Consider the following 18,250-nt stretch of genomic DNA (forward strand, 5'->3'; position numbering starts at 1 on the left):
CTTATATGTAATATAAACAAAAAGAGAAGAGCACTGACGTGCCCTTCTCTTTTTGTTTACTTGAACCTTATTATTGCTAGTCTGTTAAATATTTGCCCTCTGCAACTTGCCAGAATGCTCTTATTAGAGGGTTATCTAGCTGAGAGCGCTTACAACACACACCTAACTCAAATGGTTTGATTGGCTCTATCTTTAAGCGGTCTACTTTGTCTCGTACAGGACTGTTGTTGATGACGACATCTGGTGCAATACCCACTCCACAACCAAGAGCAACCATACTGACGATCGCTTCATGCCCTGAAACTTGAGCATAAATGTTCGGCTTTATCTTCATCTTTTTGAACCATGCGTTTGCACGTTCTCGGGCTGTCCCTGCTTCCGGGATGATAAAGGGTACTTCATTCCAGTTGGGCTTATCTGATTGCAGTTGCTGGCTAAAGCTACTCACGCCAGATGGAATGATGACTGACAGTGGAATATCGCTGATGGTCTCGAACTCTAATCTTGAAGGCAAAATGTCAGGTTTAGCTGAAATAGCGATATCCGCCTCATCATTCAGTATCTTGTCGATGGATTGTGCTGGATCACCGGTAGAGAGCTTAAACTCAATATAGGGATGAATTGCCCTGAATTCAGTTATTAGCTCAGGAAGATGACTATAACTAGCCGTTACTGAGCAAAATATACGAATTTCTCCTTTAAGTTCCTGCTCTCCACCCTTTAGATGAAGGTTATATTGCTGCCACTCTCCAACAATGCTCAATGCAACAGGTAATAGGTGTTTGCCTGCTGGGGTGAGATCAACGCTGCGGTTATCTCTGATAAGCAATTCTTGCCCCGTCTCCTCTTCTAGTTTTTGTACCTGACGACTCAGCGCTGAAGGACTGACGTGCATAGCAGCAGCGGTTTTGCTGAAACTCTTGCTATCACATAAATGTATAAATAATTGTAGAGATTTTATGTTCATGTTCTGCGATCGTTTCCATGTTGCATTTATTGCAATAACTAATTGTGAATATATCACTTTCAGCAACGGAGTGTCTGTTTTAGTATGAAGTCATTCGATAGAGAGATATCGACCTTACGGACTTATTTTTAAAGGAGTGCCCTAGAATGGCTAACTATTTCAATACATTAAACCTTCGTGAACAACTTGACCAATTGGGTCGTTGCCGCTTTATGGATCGTGAAGAATTCGCGACAGAAGCTGAGTATCTTGAAGGTAAGAAAATCGTAATTGTTGGTTGTGGTGCTCAAGGCCTAAACCAAGGTCTAAACATGCGTGATTCTGGTCTAGACGTATCTTACGCTCTACGCCAAGCAGCAATAGATGAAAAGCGTCAATCATTCAAAAATGCTGATGAAAACGGCTTTGTTGTGGGTAGCTACGAAACGCTAATCCCTCAAGCAGACCTAGTAATCAACCTTACTCCTGATAAGCAACACACAAACGTTGTTGAAACAGTAATGCCTCTAATGAAGCAAGGTGCTGCTCTTGGTTACTCTCACGGTTTTAACGTTGTTGAAGAAGGCATGCAACTACGTGATGATCTTACGGTTGTAATGGTTGCACCTAAATGTCCTGGTTCTGAAGTACGTGAAGAGTACAAGCGTGGCTTTGGTGTTCCAACACTGATCGCTGTTCACCCAGAAAACGACCCTAAGGGCGAAGGTTGGGATATCGCCAAAGCTTGGGCAGCAGGTACTGGTGGTCACCGTGCTGGTTGCCTAGAGTCTTCTTTCGTAGCGGAAGTTAAATCTGACCTTATGGGCGAGCAAACTATCCTTTGTGGCATGCTACAAGCAGGTTCTATCGTATCGTACGAGAAGATGATTGCTGATGGCATCGAACCGGGCTACGCAGGCAAACTTCTACAATACGGTTGGGAAACGATCACTGAAGCACTGAAGTTTGGTGGCGTAACTCACATGATGGACCGTCTATCTAACCCAGCTAAAGTTAAAGCGTTTGAGCTTTCTGAAGAGCTTAAAGACCTAATGCGTCCGCTTTACAACAAGCACATGGATGACATCATCTCTGGTCACTTCTCTAGCACAATGATGGCCGACTGGGCGAACGATGACGTGAACCTACTAGGCTGGCGTGAAGAGACAGGCGAAACGGCATTCGAAAATTACCCAGCTTCTGACGTAGAAATCTCAGAGCAAGAGTATTTCGACAACGGTATCCTAATGGTTGCTATGGTTCGTGCCGGTGTTGAGCTAGCATTCGAAGCTATGACGGCATCAGGCATCATCGACGAGTCTGCTTACTACGAATCTCTACATGAGCTTCCACTAATTGCAAACACGGTTGCTCGTAAGCGTCTTTACGAAATGAACGTTGTAATTTCTGATACTGCTGAGTACGGTAACTACCTATTCGCTAACGTAGCAACACCGCTACTACGTGAGAAGTTCATGCCTTCAGTTGCAACAGACGTAATTGGCCGTGGTCTAGGTGAAACATCTAACCAAGTTGATAACGCTAAGCTAATTGAAGTAAACGAAGCTATTCGTAACCACCCTGTAGAATACATTGGTGAAGAGCTACGTAGCTACATGAGCGACATGAAGCGTATCGCTGTAGGCGGTTAATCTTCTGCTCATAACTGGATAAAGATAGCCCTGAACATTTGTTCGGGGCTTTTTTATGCCCGCAACTATTTGCTTGTAAAGTTTTGATAGGTCGAGGAAAAATAAAGGCTTACCCGAAGGTAAGCCTTTATTCGAACTTGAACTGATGGAAACGAGCTATTATTTGTCTGAAAGCTTTGCTTCTAAATCAGCTAGCTTTTGTTCCATTTCAGTTAGCTTCTGGCGAGTGCGAAGCAGTACTTGTGTTTGAACATCAAATTCTTCACGGCTCACAACGTCTAGCTTGTTTAGTTGGCCTTGGATAACCTGGCGAACTTTTTGATCTACGTCTGAACCAAGCTCTTTTACTGGTTGAGGCATAGAATCGTGAATCTGCTTAGCAATCTGCTCTAGTTTTTTTGGATCAAACATATCAATTAAAACTCCTGAATATTTACCACTATTCTATTTAATCACACTTGAGATGTCGCCTATGGCGTATAAAAAAAGGCCACCGAAGTAGCCTTTTTATTGTTAATACGACTTAGCGATTACTTATTATCAGCTAATTCTCTGTGTGCTGCTTTTGCTTCATCGACGCGAGCTAGCTTTTCTAGGTCTTTGTCTTCAACAAATACAGGTAGAGGTTTGTGTTTTTCAGCCAAGTAGCTGTAAATCACTGGCAGTACAAATAGCGTGAAGATAGTACCAATCGCCAGACCAGCTACGATTACGATACCAATACTAAAGCGCTGAGCCGCACCCGCACCACTTGCGTACATCAGTGGGATTAGGCCGGCGATCATCGCAGCTGTTGTCATTAGAATCGGACGAAGACGAACCTTCGCAGCTTCCATTACTGCTTCAATACGAGTCTTGTGATGATGCAACTGTTCCTCTTTTGCAACTTCACAGATCAAGATACCGTGCTTGGTAATCAGGCCGACCAAGGTGATTAAACCTACTTGTGAGTAGATATTCATCGTTGCCGCACCCCAAGCCAGAGCGATTAGGGCACCACAGATCGCAAGTGGCACAGATACCATGATAACCAATGGATCTTTAAGAGATTCGAATTGAATCGCCAGTACCAAGAAGATGATAGCCAGTGCTAAACCAAAGGTCGCGTAAAGCGCGCTACCTTCAGTTACGTATTGACGTGCTTCACCCATGTAATCGTGGTTATAGCCACTTGGTAGCTTATTCGCCGCCGTGTCTTCAAACCACGCAATTGCATCACCCATTGCAGCGCCTGGAGCAGGTACCGCACCAATCGTAGCTGAGTTCAATTGGTTGAAGTGAGGAAGAGAACGAGGCTCTGCCACAACATCAATCGTAATCAAACTGCCAAGTGGTACAGCATTACCGTCCGCAGCACGTACGTAGTAGTTATTCATCGATTCTGGGTTCAAACGGAATTTACGTTCAACTTGAGGGATAACCTCGTAAGAACGACCATTCAAGTCGATACGGTTTACGTAGCCATCTGACATCATGGTACCAAGCGTGATACCGATATCTTGCATGGTCACGCCGTATGCGCCCGCTTTGTCCTTGTCGATGTGTACTTTCATCGTTGCTGAGTCATAGTTCAGATCGAGATCCGAGTATACGAACAGCGGGTTTGTCGCTACATCAGTCAAGATATCAGTGGTGATTTGGAACAGGCTCTCAAAACTGTTTGGCGTTGTGATAACAAACTGAATTGGAAGACCTGAACCTGCACCTGGTAGTTCAGGCATTTGGAATGCAGTAACTGCCATTCCAGGAACATCTTTCACCAAACCACCAACGCGGGTTGCTACGTCAGATTGACTTGCTTCACGCTCACTCCAAGGCACCATAGATGCAATACCAAACGCTTGGTTTGCATTAGGAACACCTGTGAACACCTGCGCGTAAGCTACTTCTGGCTGATCAGACAGAACCTTATTTACGTCGTTCATGGTATTTTGCATGAAGTCTAAGTTCGCGTTCGACGGCGCCGTACCCATCAACATGATCACACCTTTATCTTCTGAAGGTGCTAACTCACTTGGGATGAACTTAAATAGCATTGGTAAGCTTGCAAATACGATCACCGCAAAGCCAATGAATACTGGGCGATGGTTCATTACCGCGCTAAGCATGCGCTCATAACGGTTCGTCATGCCATCCAGTACGCTATGTACTTTCTGTTCAAACTTGCTTGGCTCAGCATGAGCTTTTAGCATTTTAGAACACATCATTGGTGATAGTGTTAGTGCCACGATACCTGATACAAAAACAGAACCCGCTAGAGTTAATGCAAACTCTTTAAATAGTGAGCCCGTGATACCACCCATCATCGCGATTGGAGCGTATACTGCGCCTAGCGTTAGGGTCATTGCGATAACAGGAACCGCAATTTCACGAGTACCGATGATCGCAGCACGGAAAGGTGACTCCCCGAGCTTAATATGTCGGTCGACGTTTTCCAGTACCACGATCGCATCATCTACTACCAGACCGATGGCGAGCACCATTGCCAGTAGTGTCATCAGGTTCCAAGAGAAGCCCATTGCCTGCATTACCATTGCCACACCAATCAAAGACAGTGGGATAGTAACGATAGGGATCAGTACAGCACGGAACGAACCTAAGAACAGAGTAATTACGATCAATACGATTAATGCAGCTTCAAGGATGGTTTTTATAACCTCTTGAATCGATTCGTTAATCGCAATTGTCGAGTCATACATCACGTTCATGGAAATGTTACTTGGCAAGTTCTTCTCTAACTGAGGGAGAAGTTCGAGTACATCAGCGGCAATGTTGATTGGGTTTGCACTTGGTGCTGCGTTAATTGCTGCAACTACCGCTTCTTGGCCGTTGGCACTTGCACGGTAAATATCGTGGCTTTTCTCTAGAGAAACCTTAGCGATGTCAGACAGGCGAATAATCTCACCTTCACCACTTCTAACGACTAAGTTCTCTAGCTCTTCAGTGTTCGAAACTTGCGTGTCGGCACTGCCGTTATAAAGAACAAACTCACCTGTTGCTTGACCTGTCGCCGATTGGTAGTTATTCGCATCCAATACCGCCATTACGTCAGTTGCGGTAAGGTTTACTGCTGCCATTTTAGCTGGGTCTAGCCACACGCGTAGTGCGTATTTCATACCACCATATAGGTCAACTTTAGATACGCCATTTACCGTAAATAGTTGCGGGTTGATTACTCGCTCTAGATAGTCGGTAATTTGGCTCGACACTAACTCATCACTGGTAAAACCAATGTAGAGTACCGCCGTTGTTGAACCGGTAGACATAGTTACGGTTGGATCTTCGGCTTCTTTAGGAAGCTGAGAACGTACCGAGTTAGTCTTGGCCAGTATGTCAGACAGCGCCGCATTCGGGTCTGTGTTCAACTTCATGTTCACGGTAATCGTCGAGCTACCGAGTACAGAAGAAGAAGTCATATAGTCGATGTTATCCGCTTGGGCCACAGCCTGCTCGAGGGGCTGGGTGATAAAGCCTTGGATAAGATCGGCACTTGCACCGTAGTAACTCGTAGTTACGGTTACGACGGTATTCGTCATTTCAGGGTATTCACGCACCTGCATTTTGAAGATTGCTTGTAAGCCAAGCAACGCAATCAAAAAGCTGATGGATACCGCTAGAACTGGACGTTTAATAAAAACATCAGTAAAGCGCATTGGGCCTCCAGTTACAGCTTAGGTGTTTCAGATGGTGGAGTGATTGAATCACTTTCTACGATCTTAACTTTGGCACCGTTACTCAGACGTACTTGGCCAGAAGTTACAACCGTATCGCCAGCTTTAACGCCTTCAAGGATATGTGCGATATCTGCTGTACGTTCACCAACTTTCACAACATGTTGAGCAACACGTTGAACGCCGTCTTCTTCCGTTAGGATGTAAACATTGTCACCGTATAGAGTGAAAGTAATCGCCGTTTGCGGCAGGGTTACTTGGTTCTCTAGTTTAGGAAGAATGATGTTAGCGCGAGCGAACATGCCACTGCGAAGCTTGCCATCATTGTTTGGAATATCCGCTTGAACTTGAATAAGACCACTTTGGATGCTTACTGCAGGTTCAATAGCACTGATAGAGCCTTCAAACGGTTTTTCTGGGTAAGCATCAACAAAGATGTCGATAGCCTGGCCAACATTAATGCGAGAGATATCGGTTTGAGAAACCGTGAAGCGTAGGCGCATGACACTGGTGTCTTCTAAACGAACGATATCGGTACCCGATTGTAGGTATTGACCTAGGTATACGTTACGAATACCAACCTTGCCATCAAAAGGTGCGCGAATTTCACGGCGTTCGATCGAGGCTTTTAGGCTTTCAATATCAGCAGATAGAGAGAAGTAGTTTGCTTCTGCTTCATCGTACGCTTCTTTAGAAATAGAGCCTTTCTTGAATAGACCTTGGTAACGCTTGTATTTTGCTTTCGCAGCAGGCAAACGAGCTTCAGAACTCTTAAGGTTGGCTTTCTCTACGTCAGAATCAAGACGTACCAGTTGCTGACCACTCTTAACATCAGTACCCGATTCGAAAGAAATTTGGTCAATAACACCGCTGGTTTCGTTCGCTAGTGTCACACCTTGATTTGGTTCGATGAAGCCGATAGCTTCAATTACGGGAACCCAGTCGATCGGCTGAACTTCAGTTACCGTTACGGGAAACTCGGGTTCAGGGCGGTTGGCCATATACTCAGCAATTTTTTGTTGTTTGAACATGTTGAATCCAATAACGCTGCCAAAAAGCAATACAGCGATGAATAACATGAAGAAAGTCCACTTTTTCATTATGGTCAAAACTCCGATCTAGTGTTTAATTATTGCGTCCCAACTGGCTTCTATTGCAGCTTCTAGTGCTGCCTCGTCGAGTTGGTAAAATCCTAAAGAATGCTTTCGCGCTAGAGAGACACTAGCCGCTAAGCTCAAGCCGCTTAATACTTCATTATCAAGCGGTTTAAACAGTCCCTGCTCTTTACCTTCATTAAATAGCAGTTCAACTTGGGCAAACATTTTACGTTCCAGTTCCCTGAAGTTTAGGCTATTTGTAATAGGTAGAGAGTCATACTGAACCCGATTTTTTATCGCGGCTAAGTTCGTTCCCGCTAAGTTCCATATGTTCAACCACATAGTACGATAGCGTTGCTTAATTGGATCCGAATCATTAACCCCTTCTTGAACAGCATCAGCTACTCGTTGAGTCACGAGCACTCGAACATCATCGATCAAGTGATCTTTATCATCGAAGTAGCGATAGATAGTGCCTGCAGCTACCCCTGCTTCTTTGGCTAATTTTTGCATCGAAAGGCCTTGAAAACCGACCTCCGCAATGAGCTTTTCAGCAGCAGAAAGTATTTGTTGGCGTTTATCCTGAGGTGCATGAGTTGTCATCTTTCCATCACCAGTGAATGAACGTTCATTCATTATAGCCTAAGAACCATACATCTATGCAACAAAGTTTTACACAAATGACGTAAAAATCTTGTATAAGAGAACGTAGCATTCGTGCTATTGCAGCATTATTATAGGCGCGCAATTTAATTCGCCCCTCTAGACCAAATTGAGAATCAAATGAAACTGAATCCAAGACAAGATGAAGCCGTGAAGTATGTTTCTGGCCCCTGTTTAGTATTAGCAGGCGCTGGTTCAGGAAAAACACGTGTTATCACCAATAAGATTGCTTACTTGGTTCAAGAGTGTGGCTACAAAGCTCGTAATATTGCAGCGGTAACCTTTACCAATAAAGCGGCACGCGAAATGAAAGAGCGTGTAGGACAAACTCTAGGTAAAAATGAATCAAAAGGTCTGATCGTTTCGACCTTTCACACTATGGGTTTGACGATTATTCGCCGCGAATACAAAGCATTGGGTTTAAAAGCTGGCTTTTCTTTGTTTGATGATCAGGACCAGTTAGCTTTACTTAAAGAGTTAACCGAAAGGCAGATCGATGGTGACAAAGATCTACTACGCGCTTTAATGAGCACCATTTCGAATTGGAAGAATGACATGCTGACGCCTGATCAGGCCAAAGCACGAGCTCAAGGCGAACAAGAACAGCTTTTTGCATTCTGTTTTGAGATGTATCAGAAACAGATGAAGGCATACAACGCGCTCGATTTTGATGATCTGATTGCGATGCCGGTATTGTTACTGAAAACTAATCAAGAAGTCCGTGAGCGCTGGCAGTCTCGCATTCGCTATTTACTGGTCGATGAGTATCAAGATACCAACACCAGTCAATATGAGTTGGTTCGTTTATTGGTGGGAGAACGTGGTCGTCTGACGGTAGTAGGTGATGATGACCAATCTATTTACTCATGGCGTGGCGCAAAGCCGCAAAACTTGGTTTTGCTAGGTGAGGATTACCCGAACCTTCGTTTAATCAAACTAGAGCAAAACTATCGTTCAACCAGTCGAATTTTGCGTGCGGCGAACATCTTGATCGCTAATAACCCACACGTTTATGAAAAATCACTGTTCTCAGAGATCCCGGACGGTGAAAAGCTCAAGGTACTGAATGCCAAGAATGAAGAGCACGAAGCCGAACGTATTACTGGTGAGATCATTGCCCACAAGTTTTTGAATCGCACAGATTACAAAGATTACGCAGTGCTTTACCGTGGTAATCACCAATCTCGCTTGATTGAAAAAGCCTTGATGCAAAACCGTGTGCCTTACAAGATCTCTGGTGGTACGTCTTTCTTTGCTAGAGCTGAGATTAAAGACATCATGGCTTACTTACGTGTGTTGGTGAACCCAGATGATGACAATGCGTTTTTACGTATTGTGAACACGCCACGTCGTGAGATTGGTCCGGTTACTTTAGAGAAACTCGGCAGCTACGCCAATATGCGTGGTAAGAGCTTGTTTGAAGCCAGCTTTGAGATGGGCTTAGAGCAAACGCTGACGGGGCGTGGTCTAGAAAACTTGCGCCGTTTCGGTGACTGGATTGTTCGTATCTCGGATAATGCAGAGCGTGGTAATACGGTTGAGGCCGTACGTTCTTTGGTTCGTGACATTAACTATGAAGATTGGTTGTACGAAACTTCGGCGAGCCCGAAAGCGGCTGAAATGCGAATGAAGAACGTCTCTGATCTTTACAGTTGGATAGTGGCTGATCTTGAAGGTGACAACTACGACAAGGAAGAGAAAACCCTACGCGAGGTAGTGCAACGTTTAACACTGCGTGACATGATGGAGCGTGGGGAAGATGATGACGATGCAGACCAGGTTCAATTAATGACACTGCATGCATCGAAAGGCCTAGAGTTTCCATATGTATTCCTGATGGGGGCAGAAGAGGGTATTTTACCGCACCAAACCAGTGTTGATGAAGGCAACGTAGAAGAAGAGCGTCGTCTTATGTACGTAGGGATTACTCGAGCGCAAAAAGAGCTGACCTTTACTAAGTGTCGTGAACGCCGTCAATATGGTGAATTGATTAAGCCAACACAAAGTCGCTTTCTTGATGAACTGCCGCATGATGATGTGGAGTGGGAAAGCGTTAAGAAGCCTCAATCCGCTGAAGAAAGAATGGAAAAAGGGCAGGCGCACATTGCGAATATTCGAGCGATGTTCAATAAGAAATAATGATCTACTTTAATAGCACTATATAAAAACCAATAAAAAGGTGACCATGAGGTCACCTTTTTTGAATTTGGCATTTTTAATTACAGATCGGTAAATTACAGACCGGCAATCATGTGCTCGATAGCATCTTTGATTTCGTCGTCTGAACAGTCCATACATGAACCTTTCGCAGGCATTGCATTAAAGCCGTTGATTGCGTGATTCGCTAGAATATCGCGACCTTGAGCAATACGAGGACCCCAATCACCAGCATCGCCTTTTTTAGGTGCGCCACTTACGCCAGATGCGTGACAAGCGATACAAAAGGTACCGTAAACTGCTGCGCCATCACGAGGGCCTGTTGGTTCCGCGACTACTGGCTCACTGCCGACTAGGTATACTTGGCCAACTGGTTTGATGCGTTCAGCAATAGCATCTTGCTCTGCTTCGCTTAGGCCTGAAGCCATTGCACCAGTTGAAAAGGTTAAAACTGCGATGACAACGCTTAAAATTCGACGAGACATATCCATTAAACTCACTTTACATTCCCAAGGTAAGTACATGCTTACCAATTTATAGTGTTGGAAGGGTGTTTTGATTTGAGCAGCAAAGAGCAACTGTTAAACCAATGTAAATAATGGGTGATTATATCCCGATAAGTTGTTGCAATAAACAACAACTTATAAGCTGTAGCGGGTTGTAGTACTCAAATAAGGGGTTTATCACATATTAACTGTCGAAAAAGAGACCAAACAGAAAAAAAAGTTAAAAAAGTACTAGACGGCATTGGGTGATATACGTATTATTCCACTCCGCCGACAGGGCATGCGCCTGTAGCTCAGCTGGATAGAGCGTTGGCCTCCGGAGCCAAAGGCCGAAGGTTCGAATCCTTTCAGGCGCGCCATCCGGTCTCTTACTTCGGTAAGTGAGAATTGGCAAAAAAGAAATAATGGTGGCTATAGCTCAGTTGGTAGAGCCCTGGATTGTGATTCCGGTGGTCGCGAGTTCGAATCTCGTTAGCCACCCCATTCTTTCTTTACAAAATATCGGTAGCTTCGGCTTCCAGTGTTGATTCATTCTTCCCAAGAATCGATACAAAACTAGTCGGTGAATAGCGCAGCTTGGTAGCGCATCTGGTTTGGGACCAGAGGGTCGGGGGTTCGAATCCCTCTTCACCGACCACTATTTCAATAATCGCTTGTTAAGTGGTTATATAAAAAATTAGTGGTGGCTATAGCTCAGTTGGTAGAGCCCTGGATTGTGATTCCGGTGGTCGCGAGTTCGAATCTCGTTAGCCACCCCATTAATTTTGGTAGCTTCTTTGAAGTTTCCAGTTTGAGAAATCAAACGAAACATCTCGGTGAATAGCGCAGCTTGGTAGCGCATCTGGTTTGGGACCAGAGGGTCGGGGGTTCGAATCCCTCTTCACCGACCACCTTAAGAAAGCTCATCAGAAATGATGAGCTTTTTTTCTATCTGGAGAAAAGATAATGATGTATTCGGGGGCTGGAAGCCCAGTCGTATCAAATCCTTCTTCACCGAGCACCTTTAAGAAAGCTCATCAGAAATGATGAGCTTTTTTTCATCTGTAGATCACTAGATTGGAACCCAAGTGGGGTTTGCCTGATGTTCAAAGAATGTCTCTTCACCGATCACTTAAGAAGCCTCAACTAGCCGTCCGCGTCAGAAATGACGGGGCTTTTTTACGCCTGGAATTTAGATCATTTGAGACCAGAGGGCTGGATCGCCAGTCCGCAGGAAGCCCTGCCGCGCCGTTATTCATTAACCTGCTATTTAAGGTTATGAACTTACCTATTTCGAAAAATTGTCTGTGATCGTACTGGTAAAATGTACTTTCGTATTAAATGAGCATGCTGTCATGTCTTTAATTATTACGTCTTTATAAATATATTTTCTCTATAAAATCATTAGATCTATATCTAATTTTATATAAATTGATTGCTCAATAATTCGACAAACTAATGGGTTTGGTCTAAGTGTTTTTATGAAAAGAGAAATCTAACCCTAGATTTGCTCTCTAAGGTCTATATTTGACAGATTTCTTCATATTAAATAGCCTAAAATCGTCTCTAATTTTATAAGCCTCTTATTTTACTACTTTACATTTATCACACTTATCTTGATGGTGGAAAGTGTGGCTTATTACTATGTATCTAGTTGTTTTATTTGTATTATTTAAATAATCTAGCATTTGTTTCTATAGTGTTAATTGTTTTTTGGAATAATTATTTGTTTTAAATGACTAATAGTGAGATCTGCTTTGAACGATTGGTTTCAGTCTACAAGTAAGTTGTAGTAAGGGATTTGTGAGTATTTCTCACCATGAGTATGATGTTGATTTTTATTACTATATGCTCTTTTTTTGAATAGTTATGTAGTGCTTTTGCTTGCCAGGCGTTTAATGTCGACTTTTTATCCTATTTTTGTTGCTTTTCTGTGAATTATTTGCCAAATTGTCAACCGTATAAAATATCAGAACAATATTCTGGTAAGAATGGATTCAATTTTGCAGACAGGGCAGAAAGCTGCCAAAGCAGTAGAGGTCTGGTAATGTCACTTTTAGAAGTAAAAAATCTTCGTATCGAATATCCATCTCGTCATGGAGTTCACGCCGCAGTTAAATCACTTTCGTTCAACATTGAACGTGGTGAGATCGTTGGCGTTGTAGGCGAATCTGGTGCAGGTAAATCAACAGTGGGTAATGCTGTTATTGATTTACTGAGCCCTCCTGGCCGTATTGCTAGCGGCGAGGTGTTTCTGGATGGCGAAAAAGTTTCGGGTTTATCTCCTGAGCAGATGCGCTCTGTTCGCGGCTCAAAGATTGGATTTATCTTCCAAGACCCAATGACTTCTCTTAACCCTCTATTCACAGTAGAACAGCAGTTAAAAGAGACGATTCATGCCAACATGAAGGTTTCGGATCAAGAAGCCTACCAGCGTTCACTAGACTTGATGAACCAAGTGGGTATCCCACAACCAGAAAACCGTTTAAAGCAGTACCCACACCAGTTTTCTGGCGGTATGCGTCAGCGTGTTGTTATCGCGATCGCATTGGCAGGTGAACCTGACTTAATCATCGCAGATGAACCAACAACCGCACTGGATGTTTCTATCCAAGATCAGATCTTGGGTTTGATTCGCGACCTATGTATTAAGAAGAACGTAGGTTGTATGTTGGTCACGCACGATATGGGTGTTGTATCTAACGTAACCGATCGTGTAGCCGTGATGTATCGTGGTGATTTGGTTGAGTTTGGCCCAACGGCGAAAGTCCTTGGCACTCCTGAGCATCCATACACACACAGCCTTATTTCAGCGGTTCCGCGTTCAGATCGTAAACTCGATCGTTTCCCTACAGTGAGTTACATCGAAGAAGCACACGAGATGGAACCACTGGATGTGAAAAACCACTGGTTGGGCCAAAGCCAAGATCACCGTGATTACACGGGGCCTTTGTTGAACGTTGAAAACGTGAACTTACGTTTTACGACTAAAGATTCATTCTTCGAAAGCCGTCGTGAATATGTTCAAGCGTCAAACAACGTCAGCTTTGAAGTGCATGAAGGTGAGACGTTTGGTTTGGTGGGTGAATCTGGTTCGGGTAAATCAACGATTGCTCGTGTGATTGCTGGCTTATACGCACCGAACTCAGGCAAGGTAACCTTTGAAGGTATTGACCTTACCGGTCTTAAATCTGAAAAAGAGCGTCGCCCTATGCGTCGCCAAATGCAGATGGTTTTCCAAAATCCGTATACATCAATGAACCCTCGAATGAAGATATTCGACATCATTGCTGAACCTATCCGTTTCCATAAGCTAACTCGCAACGAAAATGAAACTCGTCAGATCGTTAACGACCTGCTCGATCACGTTGGTTTGGGCCAAATGGCAGGGGTTAAGTACCCGCACGAATTCTCAGGTGGCCAACGTCAGCGTATCTCTATTGCTCGCGCTCTGGCAACTCGTCCTCGTCTTCTGATTTGTGATGAACCTACCTCGGCGCTGGATGTGTCAGTACAGGCTCAAATCCTTAATCTATTGAAAGACCTGCAAGACGAGCTCAATCTGACTATGCTGTTCATCAGTCATGATTTACCGGTTATTCGTCAAATGTGTGATCGTGTTGGCGTGATGCAAATGGGCGAACTATTGGAAGTTGCGCCAACTGAGCAGTTATTCCAATCGCCTCAGCATGAATACAGTAAGCACCTAATTTCTTTAATGCCTGAGTTTACGGGCTTAAGAGAAGAAAAAGCAGTGGCAAAAGCCGCAGTATAAAAATCAGCAGGCTGGAGTTTAGCTTGCTAAAAACAATAAACAGACGCAAATACAACAACTAGGGATCTGGATTCCCGCATGAAGGAGTTATGCAATGAAAACCATGAAAAGCAAATTAGCAGTAGCTTTGATGGCAGCTGGCCTAAGCTTTAGTGCAGCAGCAGCAGATATTACCGTTGGCTACGCAGCTGACCCAGTATCACTTGATCCGCACGAGCAGCTGTCTGGTGGCACACTGCAAATGTCTCACATGGTGTTTGACCCTCTAGTACGTTTTACACAAGAGATGGATTTTGAAGGCCGCCTAGCATCTAGCTGGGAGCGTGTTGATGAAACGACTTTCCGTTTCAACCTACGTAAAGGTGTGAAATTCCACTCTGGTAACGAACTGACAGCTGATGATGTTGTGTGGACTTTTGAACGTCTACAAGCTTCTCCAGACTTTAAGTCTATCTTCACGCCATACGAGAAAATGGTAAAAGTGGATGACTATACAGTTGAGCTAGTATCAAAAGCGGCTTACCCACTAGTACTACAAACAGCAACTTACATCTTCCCAATGGACAGCAAGTTCTACTCAGGCCAAACAGCTGAAGGTAATGACAAGTCTGAACTAGTTAAGCACGGTAATTCGTTTGCTTCGACTAATGTTTCAGGTACTGGTCCATTCATCGTTACGCAACGTGAGCAAGGCGTTAAAGTTACGTTCGAGCGTTTCAATGATTACTGGGATACAGAAACGGATGGTAACGTAGACAAGCTAACACTTGTGCCAATCAAAGAAGACGCAACGCGTGTTGCAGCACTTCTTTCTGGCGATGTAGATATGATTCACCCTGTAGCACCAAACGATCACAAGCGTGTTAAGAACGCTAAGAATATCGATCTAGTAACGCTACCTGGTACTCGTATCATTACGTTCCAAATGAACCAAAACAGCAACGAAGCACTGAAAGATGTGCGTGTTCGTCAAGCAATCGTTCATGCGATTAACAATGAAGGTATTGTTAAGAAAATCATGAAAGGTTTCGCGACAGCTGCTGGTCAGCAAAGCCCAACAGGCTACGCGGGTCACAACGAAGATCTAGTTCCTCGTTACGATCTGAAAAAAGCGAAAGAGCTGATGAAAGAAGCGGGCTACGAAGATGGCTTTACACTAACTATGGCAGCGCCTAACAACCGTTACGTGAACGATGCGAAAGTAGCGCAAGCGTCTGCGGCAATGCTGTCTAAGATTGGTATCAAAGTTGATCTTAAGACGATGCCTAAAGCACAGTACTGGCCTGAGTTTGACCTATGTTCAGCAGACATGATGATGATCGGTTGGCACTCAGACACAGAAGATTCAGCGAACTTCAATGAGTTTCTAACAATGACTCGTAACGAAGAGACTGGTCGTGGTCAATACAACTGTTCTGGCTACTCAAACCCAGAAATGGATGGGATTGTAGAAGCTTCTAACACAGAAACTGATCCAGTTAAGCGTTCTAAGATGCTGAAAGGCGTTGAAGCAACACTTTACAACGATGCAGTATTCGTACCTCTACACTGGCAAAGTGAAGCGTGGGGCGCGAAGTCTAACGTTGGTGCTGCAGACATCGTAAACCCAATGGTTATGCCTTACTTCGGCGACCTAGTTGTAAAATAATCTAGCTTGCTAGAATCGAGAGCCTGAAGTTTTTCAGGCTCTCAATATTATTAAGATATAGATTTAAGTTTCGGTATTTGGTCTTCCTTCAGTCTGGCTAAATACCTTTTTTAAGACTGAATTTTTTTGTTGTCTAATCGCGGATTTCGATTAGATAGTCATGGATAGATAAGGGGCAAGGAATGGTTACGTTTCTGGTCAAGCGCCTGTTTCAGGCACTGATAGTGATGTTTGTGATCAGTTTGGTGGCGTTTGCCATTCAGGATAACCTGGGCGACCCGTTACGTGAGTTAGTCGGTCAATCTGTTTCAGAGTCGGAGCGTCAAGCGCTACGTGATGAACTCGGCTTAAATGATCCCTTCGTTACAAAATACTCTCGCTTTATAGGCGCAGCCCTACAAGGTGATCTTGGTACTTCATATTTCTTTAAACGCCCTGCTGTGGACGTAATTCTAGATAAACTGGTCGCGACACTGGAGCTCGTGTTCGGTGCTTCTCTGATCATTGTTTGTCTGTCGATTCCATTAGGCGTTTATTCTGCAATACACCCAAAAAGTTTCTTCACTAAGCTTGTGATGGCCGGTAGTAGTATCGGTATCTCTGTGCCTGTTTTCTTAACTGCAATCATGCTGATGTATGTGTTCTCTATCGAGCTAGGTTGGCTGCCATCATTTGGACGTGGTGAGACTGCAAACTGGTTTGGTTGGGAGTCTGGCTTCTTAACACTAGATGGCCTTGCACACTTAGTTCTGCCGAGTATTGCTTTGGCATCTATCATGCTGCCGCTGTTCATTCGTCTAGTGCGTTCTGAAATGCTAGAGGTTCTTAGTTCTGAATACATCAAGTTTGGTAAAGCAAAAGGCCTAGCGCTGAACAAGATTTACTACCAACACGCTTTGAAGAACACAATGTTACCTGTACTAACGGTAGGTGGTGTTCAAATCGGTACTATGGTGGCTTACACCATTCTTACTGAAACTGTATTCCAGTGGCCGGGCACCGGCTTCCTATTCCTTGAAGCGATTAACCGAGTGGATACACCACTGATTACCGCATACGTTATCTTCGTTGGCTTGATCTTCGTAGTAACGAACACCATTGTTGATTTGCTTTACGGCATCATTAACCCAACAGTGAACATTACAGGGAAAGGAGCATAATCATGGAACAAACAACAACAGCTCCATCTCGTTGGGAGCGATTCAAGCAGTCAGACATTCTGTACTACTTCTTACGCGATAAAGTGGCTATGTTCAGCTTCGCCATCTTCGCCGCCTTCCTTGTGATGGCATTAGCGGCACCGATTTTAGCCCCAATCGACCCATACGACGTGACGTCTATCGATATCATGGATTCAGAACTGCCACCATCTTGGATGGAAGACGGTGAAGAACGTTTCTTACTGGGTACTGACGAGCAAGGTCGTGACATCTTATCGACTATGCTTTACGGCTCCCGCTTATCACTGACCATTGGTTTCTTAGCGGTTGGCCTTCAGTTGACTCTCGGTATCATTATCGGTTTGTCTGCGGGTTACTTCGGTGGTCGTATTGATAGCTTCCTGATGCGTTTTGCTGATGTTCAACTTTCATTCTCAACCATGATGGTTGCGATCATTGTCTCAGCCATCTTTAAGGCAAGTTTCGGCAGTGACTTCTACGCGCAATATGCCGTTGTTATGCTGGTGGTGATCATCGGTATTGCAGAATGGCCGCAGTATGCTCGTACCATTCGTGCATCGGTATTGGCAGAGAAGAAGAAAGAATATGTTGAAGCGGCACGTGTGATGGGCTTTAGAGCGCCTCGCATCATGTTCCGTCATATTCTACCGAACTGTTTATCACCGATCTTGGTTATCTCTACGGTACAAGTGGCAAATGCCATCATGTCAGAAGCGGCACTTTCTTTCCTAGGTTTAGGCCTTCCGGTAGACCAACCGTCACTGGGTGCCCTAATCAGTACTGGTTTTAACTACATTTTCTCAGGAGCATGGTGGATCACAGCATTTCCTGGTGTGCTTTTGGTAACATTAGTTCTAGTTATTAACCTACTAGGCGACTGGTTACGTGACGTGTTTAACCCTAAAATTTATAAAGGGTGATAGCTCGGTTTGATTTTTAGCAAAAAAAGTCACTAAACTAAGAGCCGTAAGCAAT

At 44.2% G+C, this 18,250-nt stretch carries 12 protein-coding genes and 5 tRNA genes; 11 read left to right on the forward strand and 6 right to left on the reverse strand.

Annotated features, from left to right (window positions below; all coding sequences use genetic code 11):
- Window positions 1–76: 76 nt before the first annotated feature.
- The gene (ilvY, locus tag ACFI6G_RS21710; protein WP_010433390.1) at window positions 77–967 is read right to left on the reverse strand and encodes an HTH-type transcriptional activator IlvY; all 891 of its coding nucleotides are present in this window, start codon (window positions 965–967) and stop codon (window positions 77–79) included.
- Window positions 968–1,113: 146 nt separating this feature from the next.
- Here ilvY and ilvC point away from each other — a divergent pair, with 146 nt between their 5' ends.
- A complete protein-coding gene (ilvC, locus tag ACFI6G_RS21715; protein WP_010433392.1) occupies window positions 1,114–2,598 on the forward strand; it encodes a ketol-acid reductoisomerase in 1,485 nt (494 codons plus the stop codon).
- Window positions 2,599–2,757: 159 nt separating this feature from the next.
- On the opposite strand, the gene ubiK is transcribed toward ilvC, so the two are convergent.
- The 4 genes from ubiK to ACFI6G_RS21735 all read right to left on the reverse strand — a co-directional run bounded on the left by ubiK (window position 2,758) and on the right by ACFI6G_RS21735 (window position 7,969).
- On the reverse strand, window positions 2,758–3,009 hold the full coding sequence (gene ubiK, locus ACFI6G_RS21720) for a ubiquinone biosynthesis accessory factor UbiK (protein WP_010433394.1): 252 nt from the start codon (window positions 3,007–3,009) through the stop codon (window positions 2,758–2,760).
- 119 nt (window positions 3,010–3,128) lie between these two features.
- The gene (locus ACFI6G_RS21725; protein WP_016784112.1) at window positions 3,129–6,251 is read right to left on the reverse strand and encodes a multidrug efflux RND transporter permease subunit; all 3,123 of its coding nucleotides are present in this window, start codon (window positions 6,249–6,251) and stop codon (window positions 3,129–3,131) included.
- A gap of 11 nt (window positions 6,252–6,262) precedes the next feature.
- Complete coding sequence (locus ACFI6G_RS21730) at window positions 6,263–7,369, reverse strand: efflux RND transporter periplasmic adaptor subunit (RefSeq protein ID WP_010433397.1); 1,107 nt, start codon at window positions 7,367–7,369, stop codon at window positions 6,263–6,265.
- An 18-nt stretch (window positions 7,370–7,387) separates the two neighbouring features.
- A complete protein-coding gene (locus tag ACFI6G_RS21735) occupies window positions 7,388–7,969 on the reverse strand; it encodes a TetR/AcrR family transcriptional regulator (protein ID WP_010433399.1) in 582 nt (193 codons plus the stop codon).
- A 180-nt stretch (window positions 7,970–8,149) separates the two neighbouring features.
- Between ACFI6G_RS21735 and rep the strand changes: the two genes are divergently transcribed.
- Complete coding sequence (rep, locus tag ACFI6G_RS21740; protein WP_010433402.1) at window positions 8,150–10,168, forward strand: DNA helicase Rep; 2,019 nt, start codon at window positions 8,150–8,152, stop codon at window positions 10,166–10,168.
- 95 nt (window positions 10,169–10,263) lie between these two features.
- On the opposite strand, the gene ACFI6G_RS21745 is transcribed toward rep, so the two are convergent.
- Complete coding sequence (locus ACFI6G_RS21745; RefSeq protein WP_016788864.1) at window positions 10,264–10,677, reverse strand: c-type cytochrome; 414 nt, start codon at window positions 10,675–10,677, stop codon at window positions 10,264–10,266.
- A 297-nt stretch (window positions 10,678–10,974) separates the two neighbouring features.
- Here ACFI6G_RS21745 and ACFI6G_RS21750 point away from each other — a divergent pair.
- The 9 genes from ACFI6G_RS21750 (at window position 10,975) to ACFI6G_RS21790 (ending at window position 18,195) form a co-directional block, all read left to right on the forward strand.
- A tRNA-Arg gene (locus ACFI6G_RS21750) sits at window positions 10,975–11,051 on the forward strand.
- Between the two features lie 48 nt (window positions 11,052–11,099).
- Window positions 11,100–11,175: transfer RNA gene (locus ACFI6G_RS21755), tRNA-His, on the forward strand.
- A gap of 77 nt (window positions 11,176–11,252) precedes the next feature.
- A tRNA-Pro gene (locus tag ACFI6G_RS21760) sits at window positions 11,253–11,329 on the forward strand.
- A gap of 45 nt (window positions 11,330–11,374) precedes the next feature.
- Window positions 11,375–11,450 (forward strand) — tRNA-His (locus tag ACFI6G_RS21765).
- A gap of 55 nt (window positions 11,451–11,505) precedes the next feature.
- Window positions 11,506–11,582: transfer RNA gene (locus ACFI6G_RS21770), tRNA-Pro, on the forward strand.
- 1,136 nt (window positions 11,583–12,718) lie between these two features.
- On the forward strand, window positions 12,719–14,446 hold the full coding sequence (locus ACFI6G_RS21775) for a dipeptide ABC transporter ATP-binding protein (protein WP_010433407.1): 1,728 nt from the start codon (window positions 12,719–12,721) through the stop codon (window positions 14,444–14,446).
- Window positions 14,447–14,540: 94 nt separating this feature from the next.
- Window positions 14,541–16,094, forward strand: coding sequence for an ABC transporter substrate-binding protein (locus tag ACFI6G_RS21780; protein WP_462710469.1), 1,554 nt, complete (start codon window positions 14,541–14,543; stop codon window positions 16,092–16,094).
- 182 nt (window positions 16,095–16,276) lie between these two features.
- A complete protein-coding gene (locus ACFI6G_RS21785; protein WP_010433413.1) occupies window positions 16,277–17,254 on the forward strand; it encodes an ABC transporter permease in 978 nt (325 codons plus the stop codon).
- A 2-nt stretch (window positions 17,255–17,256) separates the two neighbouring features.
- Complete coding sequence (locus tag ACFI6G_RS21790) at window positions 17,257–18,195, forward strand: ABC transporter permease (RefSeq protein ID WP_010433417.1); 939 nt, start codon at window positions 17,257–17,259, stop codon at window positions 18,193–18,195.
- Window positions 18,196–18,250 lie beyond the last annotated feature (55 nt).

Source organism: Vibrio sp. PSi01 (genome assembly GCF_054960695.1).

Bases quoted from the DNA above. Each gene is read 5' to 3' on its own strand.
- ilvY (WP_010433390.1), bottom strand. From the start codon at position 967: ATGAACATAAAATCTCTACAATTATTTATACATTTATGTGATAGCAAG.
- ilvC (WP_010433392.1), top strand. From the start codon at position 1,114: ATGGCTAACTATTTCAATACATTAAACCTTCGTGAACAACTTGACCAA.
- ubiK (WP_010433394.1), bottom strand. From the start codon at position 3,009: ATGTTTGATCCAAAAAAACTAGAGCAGATTGCTAAGCAGATTCACGAT.
- ACFI6G_RS21725 (WP_016784112.1), bottom strand. From the start codon at position 6,251: ATGCGCTTTACTGATGTTTTTATTAAACGTCCAGTTCTAGCGGTATCC.
- ACFI6G_RS21730 (WP_010433397.1), bottom strand. From the start codon at position 7,369: ATGAAAAAGTGGACTTTCTTCATGTTATTCATCGCTGTATTGCTTTTT.
- ACFI6G_RS21735 (WP_010433399.1), bottom strand. From the start codon at position 7,969: ATGACAACTCATGCACCTCAGGATAAACGCCAACAAATACTTTCTGCT.
- rep (WP_010433402.1), top strand. From the start codon at position 8,150: ATGAAACTGAATCCAAGACAAGATGAAGCCGTGAAGTATGTTTCTGGC.
- ACFI6G_RS21745 (WP_016788864.1), bottom strand. From the start codon at position 10,677: ATGGATATGTCTCGTCGAATTTTAAGCGTTGTCATCGCAGTTTTAACC.
- ACFI6G_RS21775 (WP_010433407.1), top strand. From the start codon at position 12,719: ATGTCACTTTTAGAAGTAAAAAATCTTCGTATCGAATATCCATCTCGT.
- ACFI6G_RS21780 (WP_462710469.1), top strand. From the start codon at position 14,541: ATGAAAACCATGAAAAGCAAATTAGCAGTAGCTTTGATGGCAGCTGGC.
- ACFI6G_RS21785 (WP_010433413.1), top strand. From the start codon at position 16,277: ATGGTTACGTTTCTGGTCAAGCGCCTGTTTCAGGCACTGATAGTGATG.
- ACFI6G_RS21790 (WP_010433417.1), top strand. From the start codon at position 17,257: ATGGAACAAACAACAACAGCTCCATCTCGTTGGGAGCGATTCAAGCAG.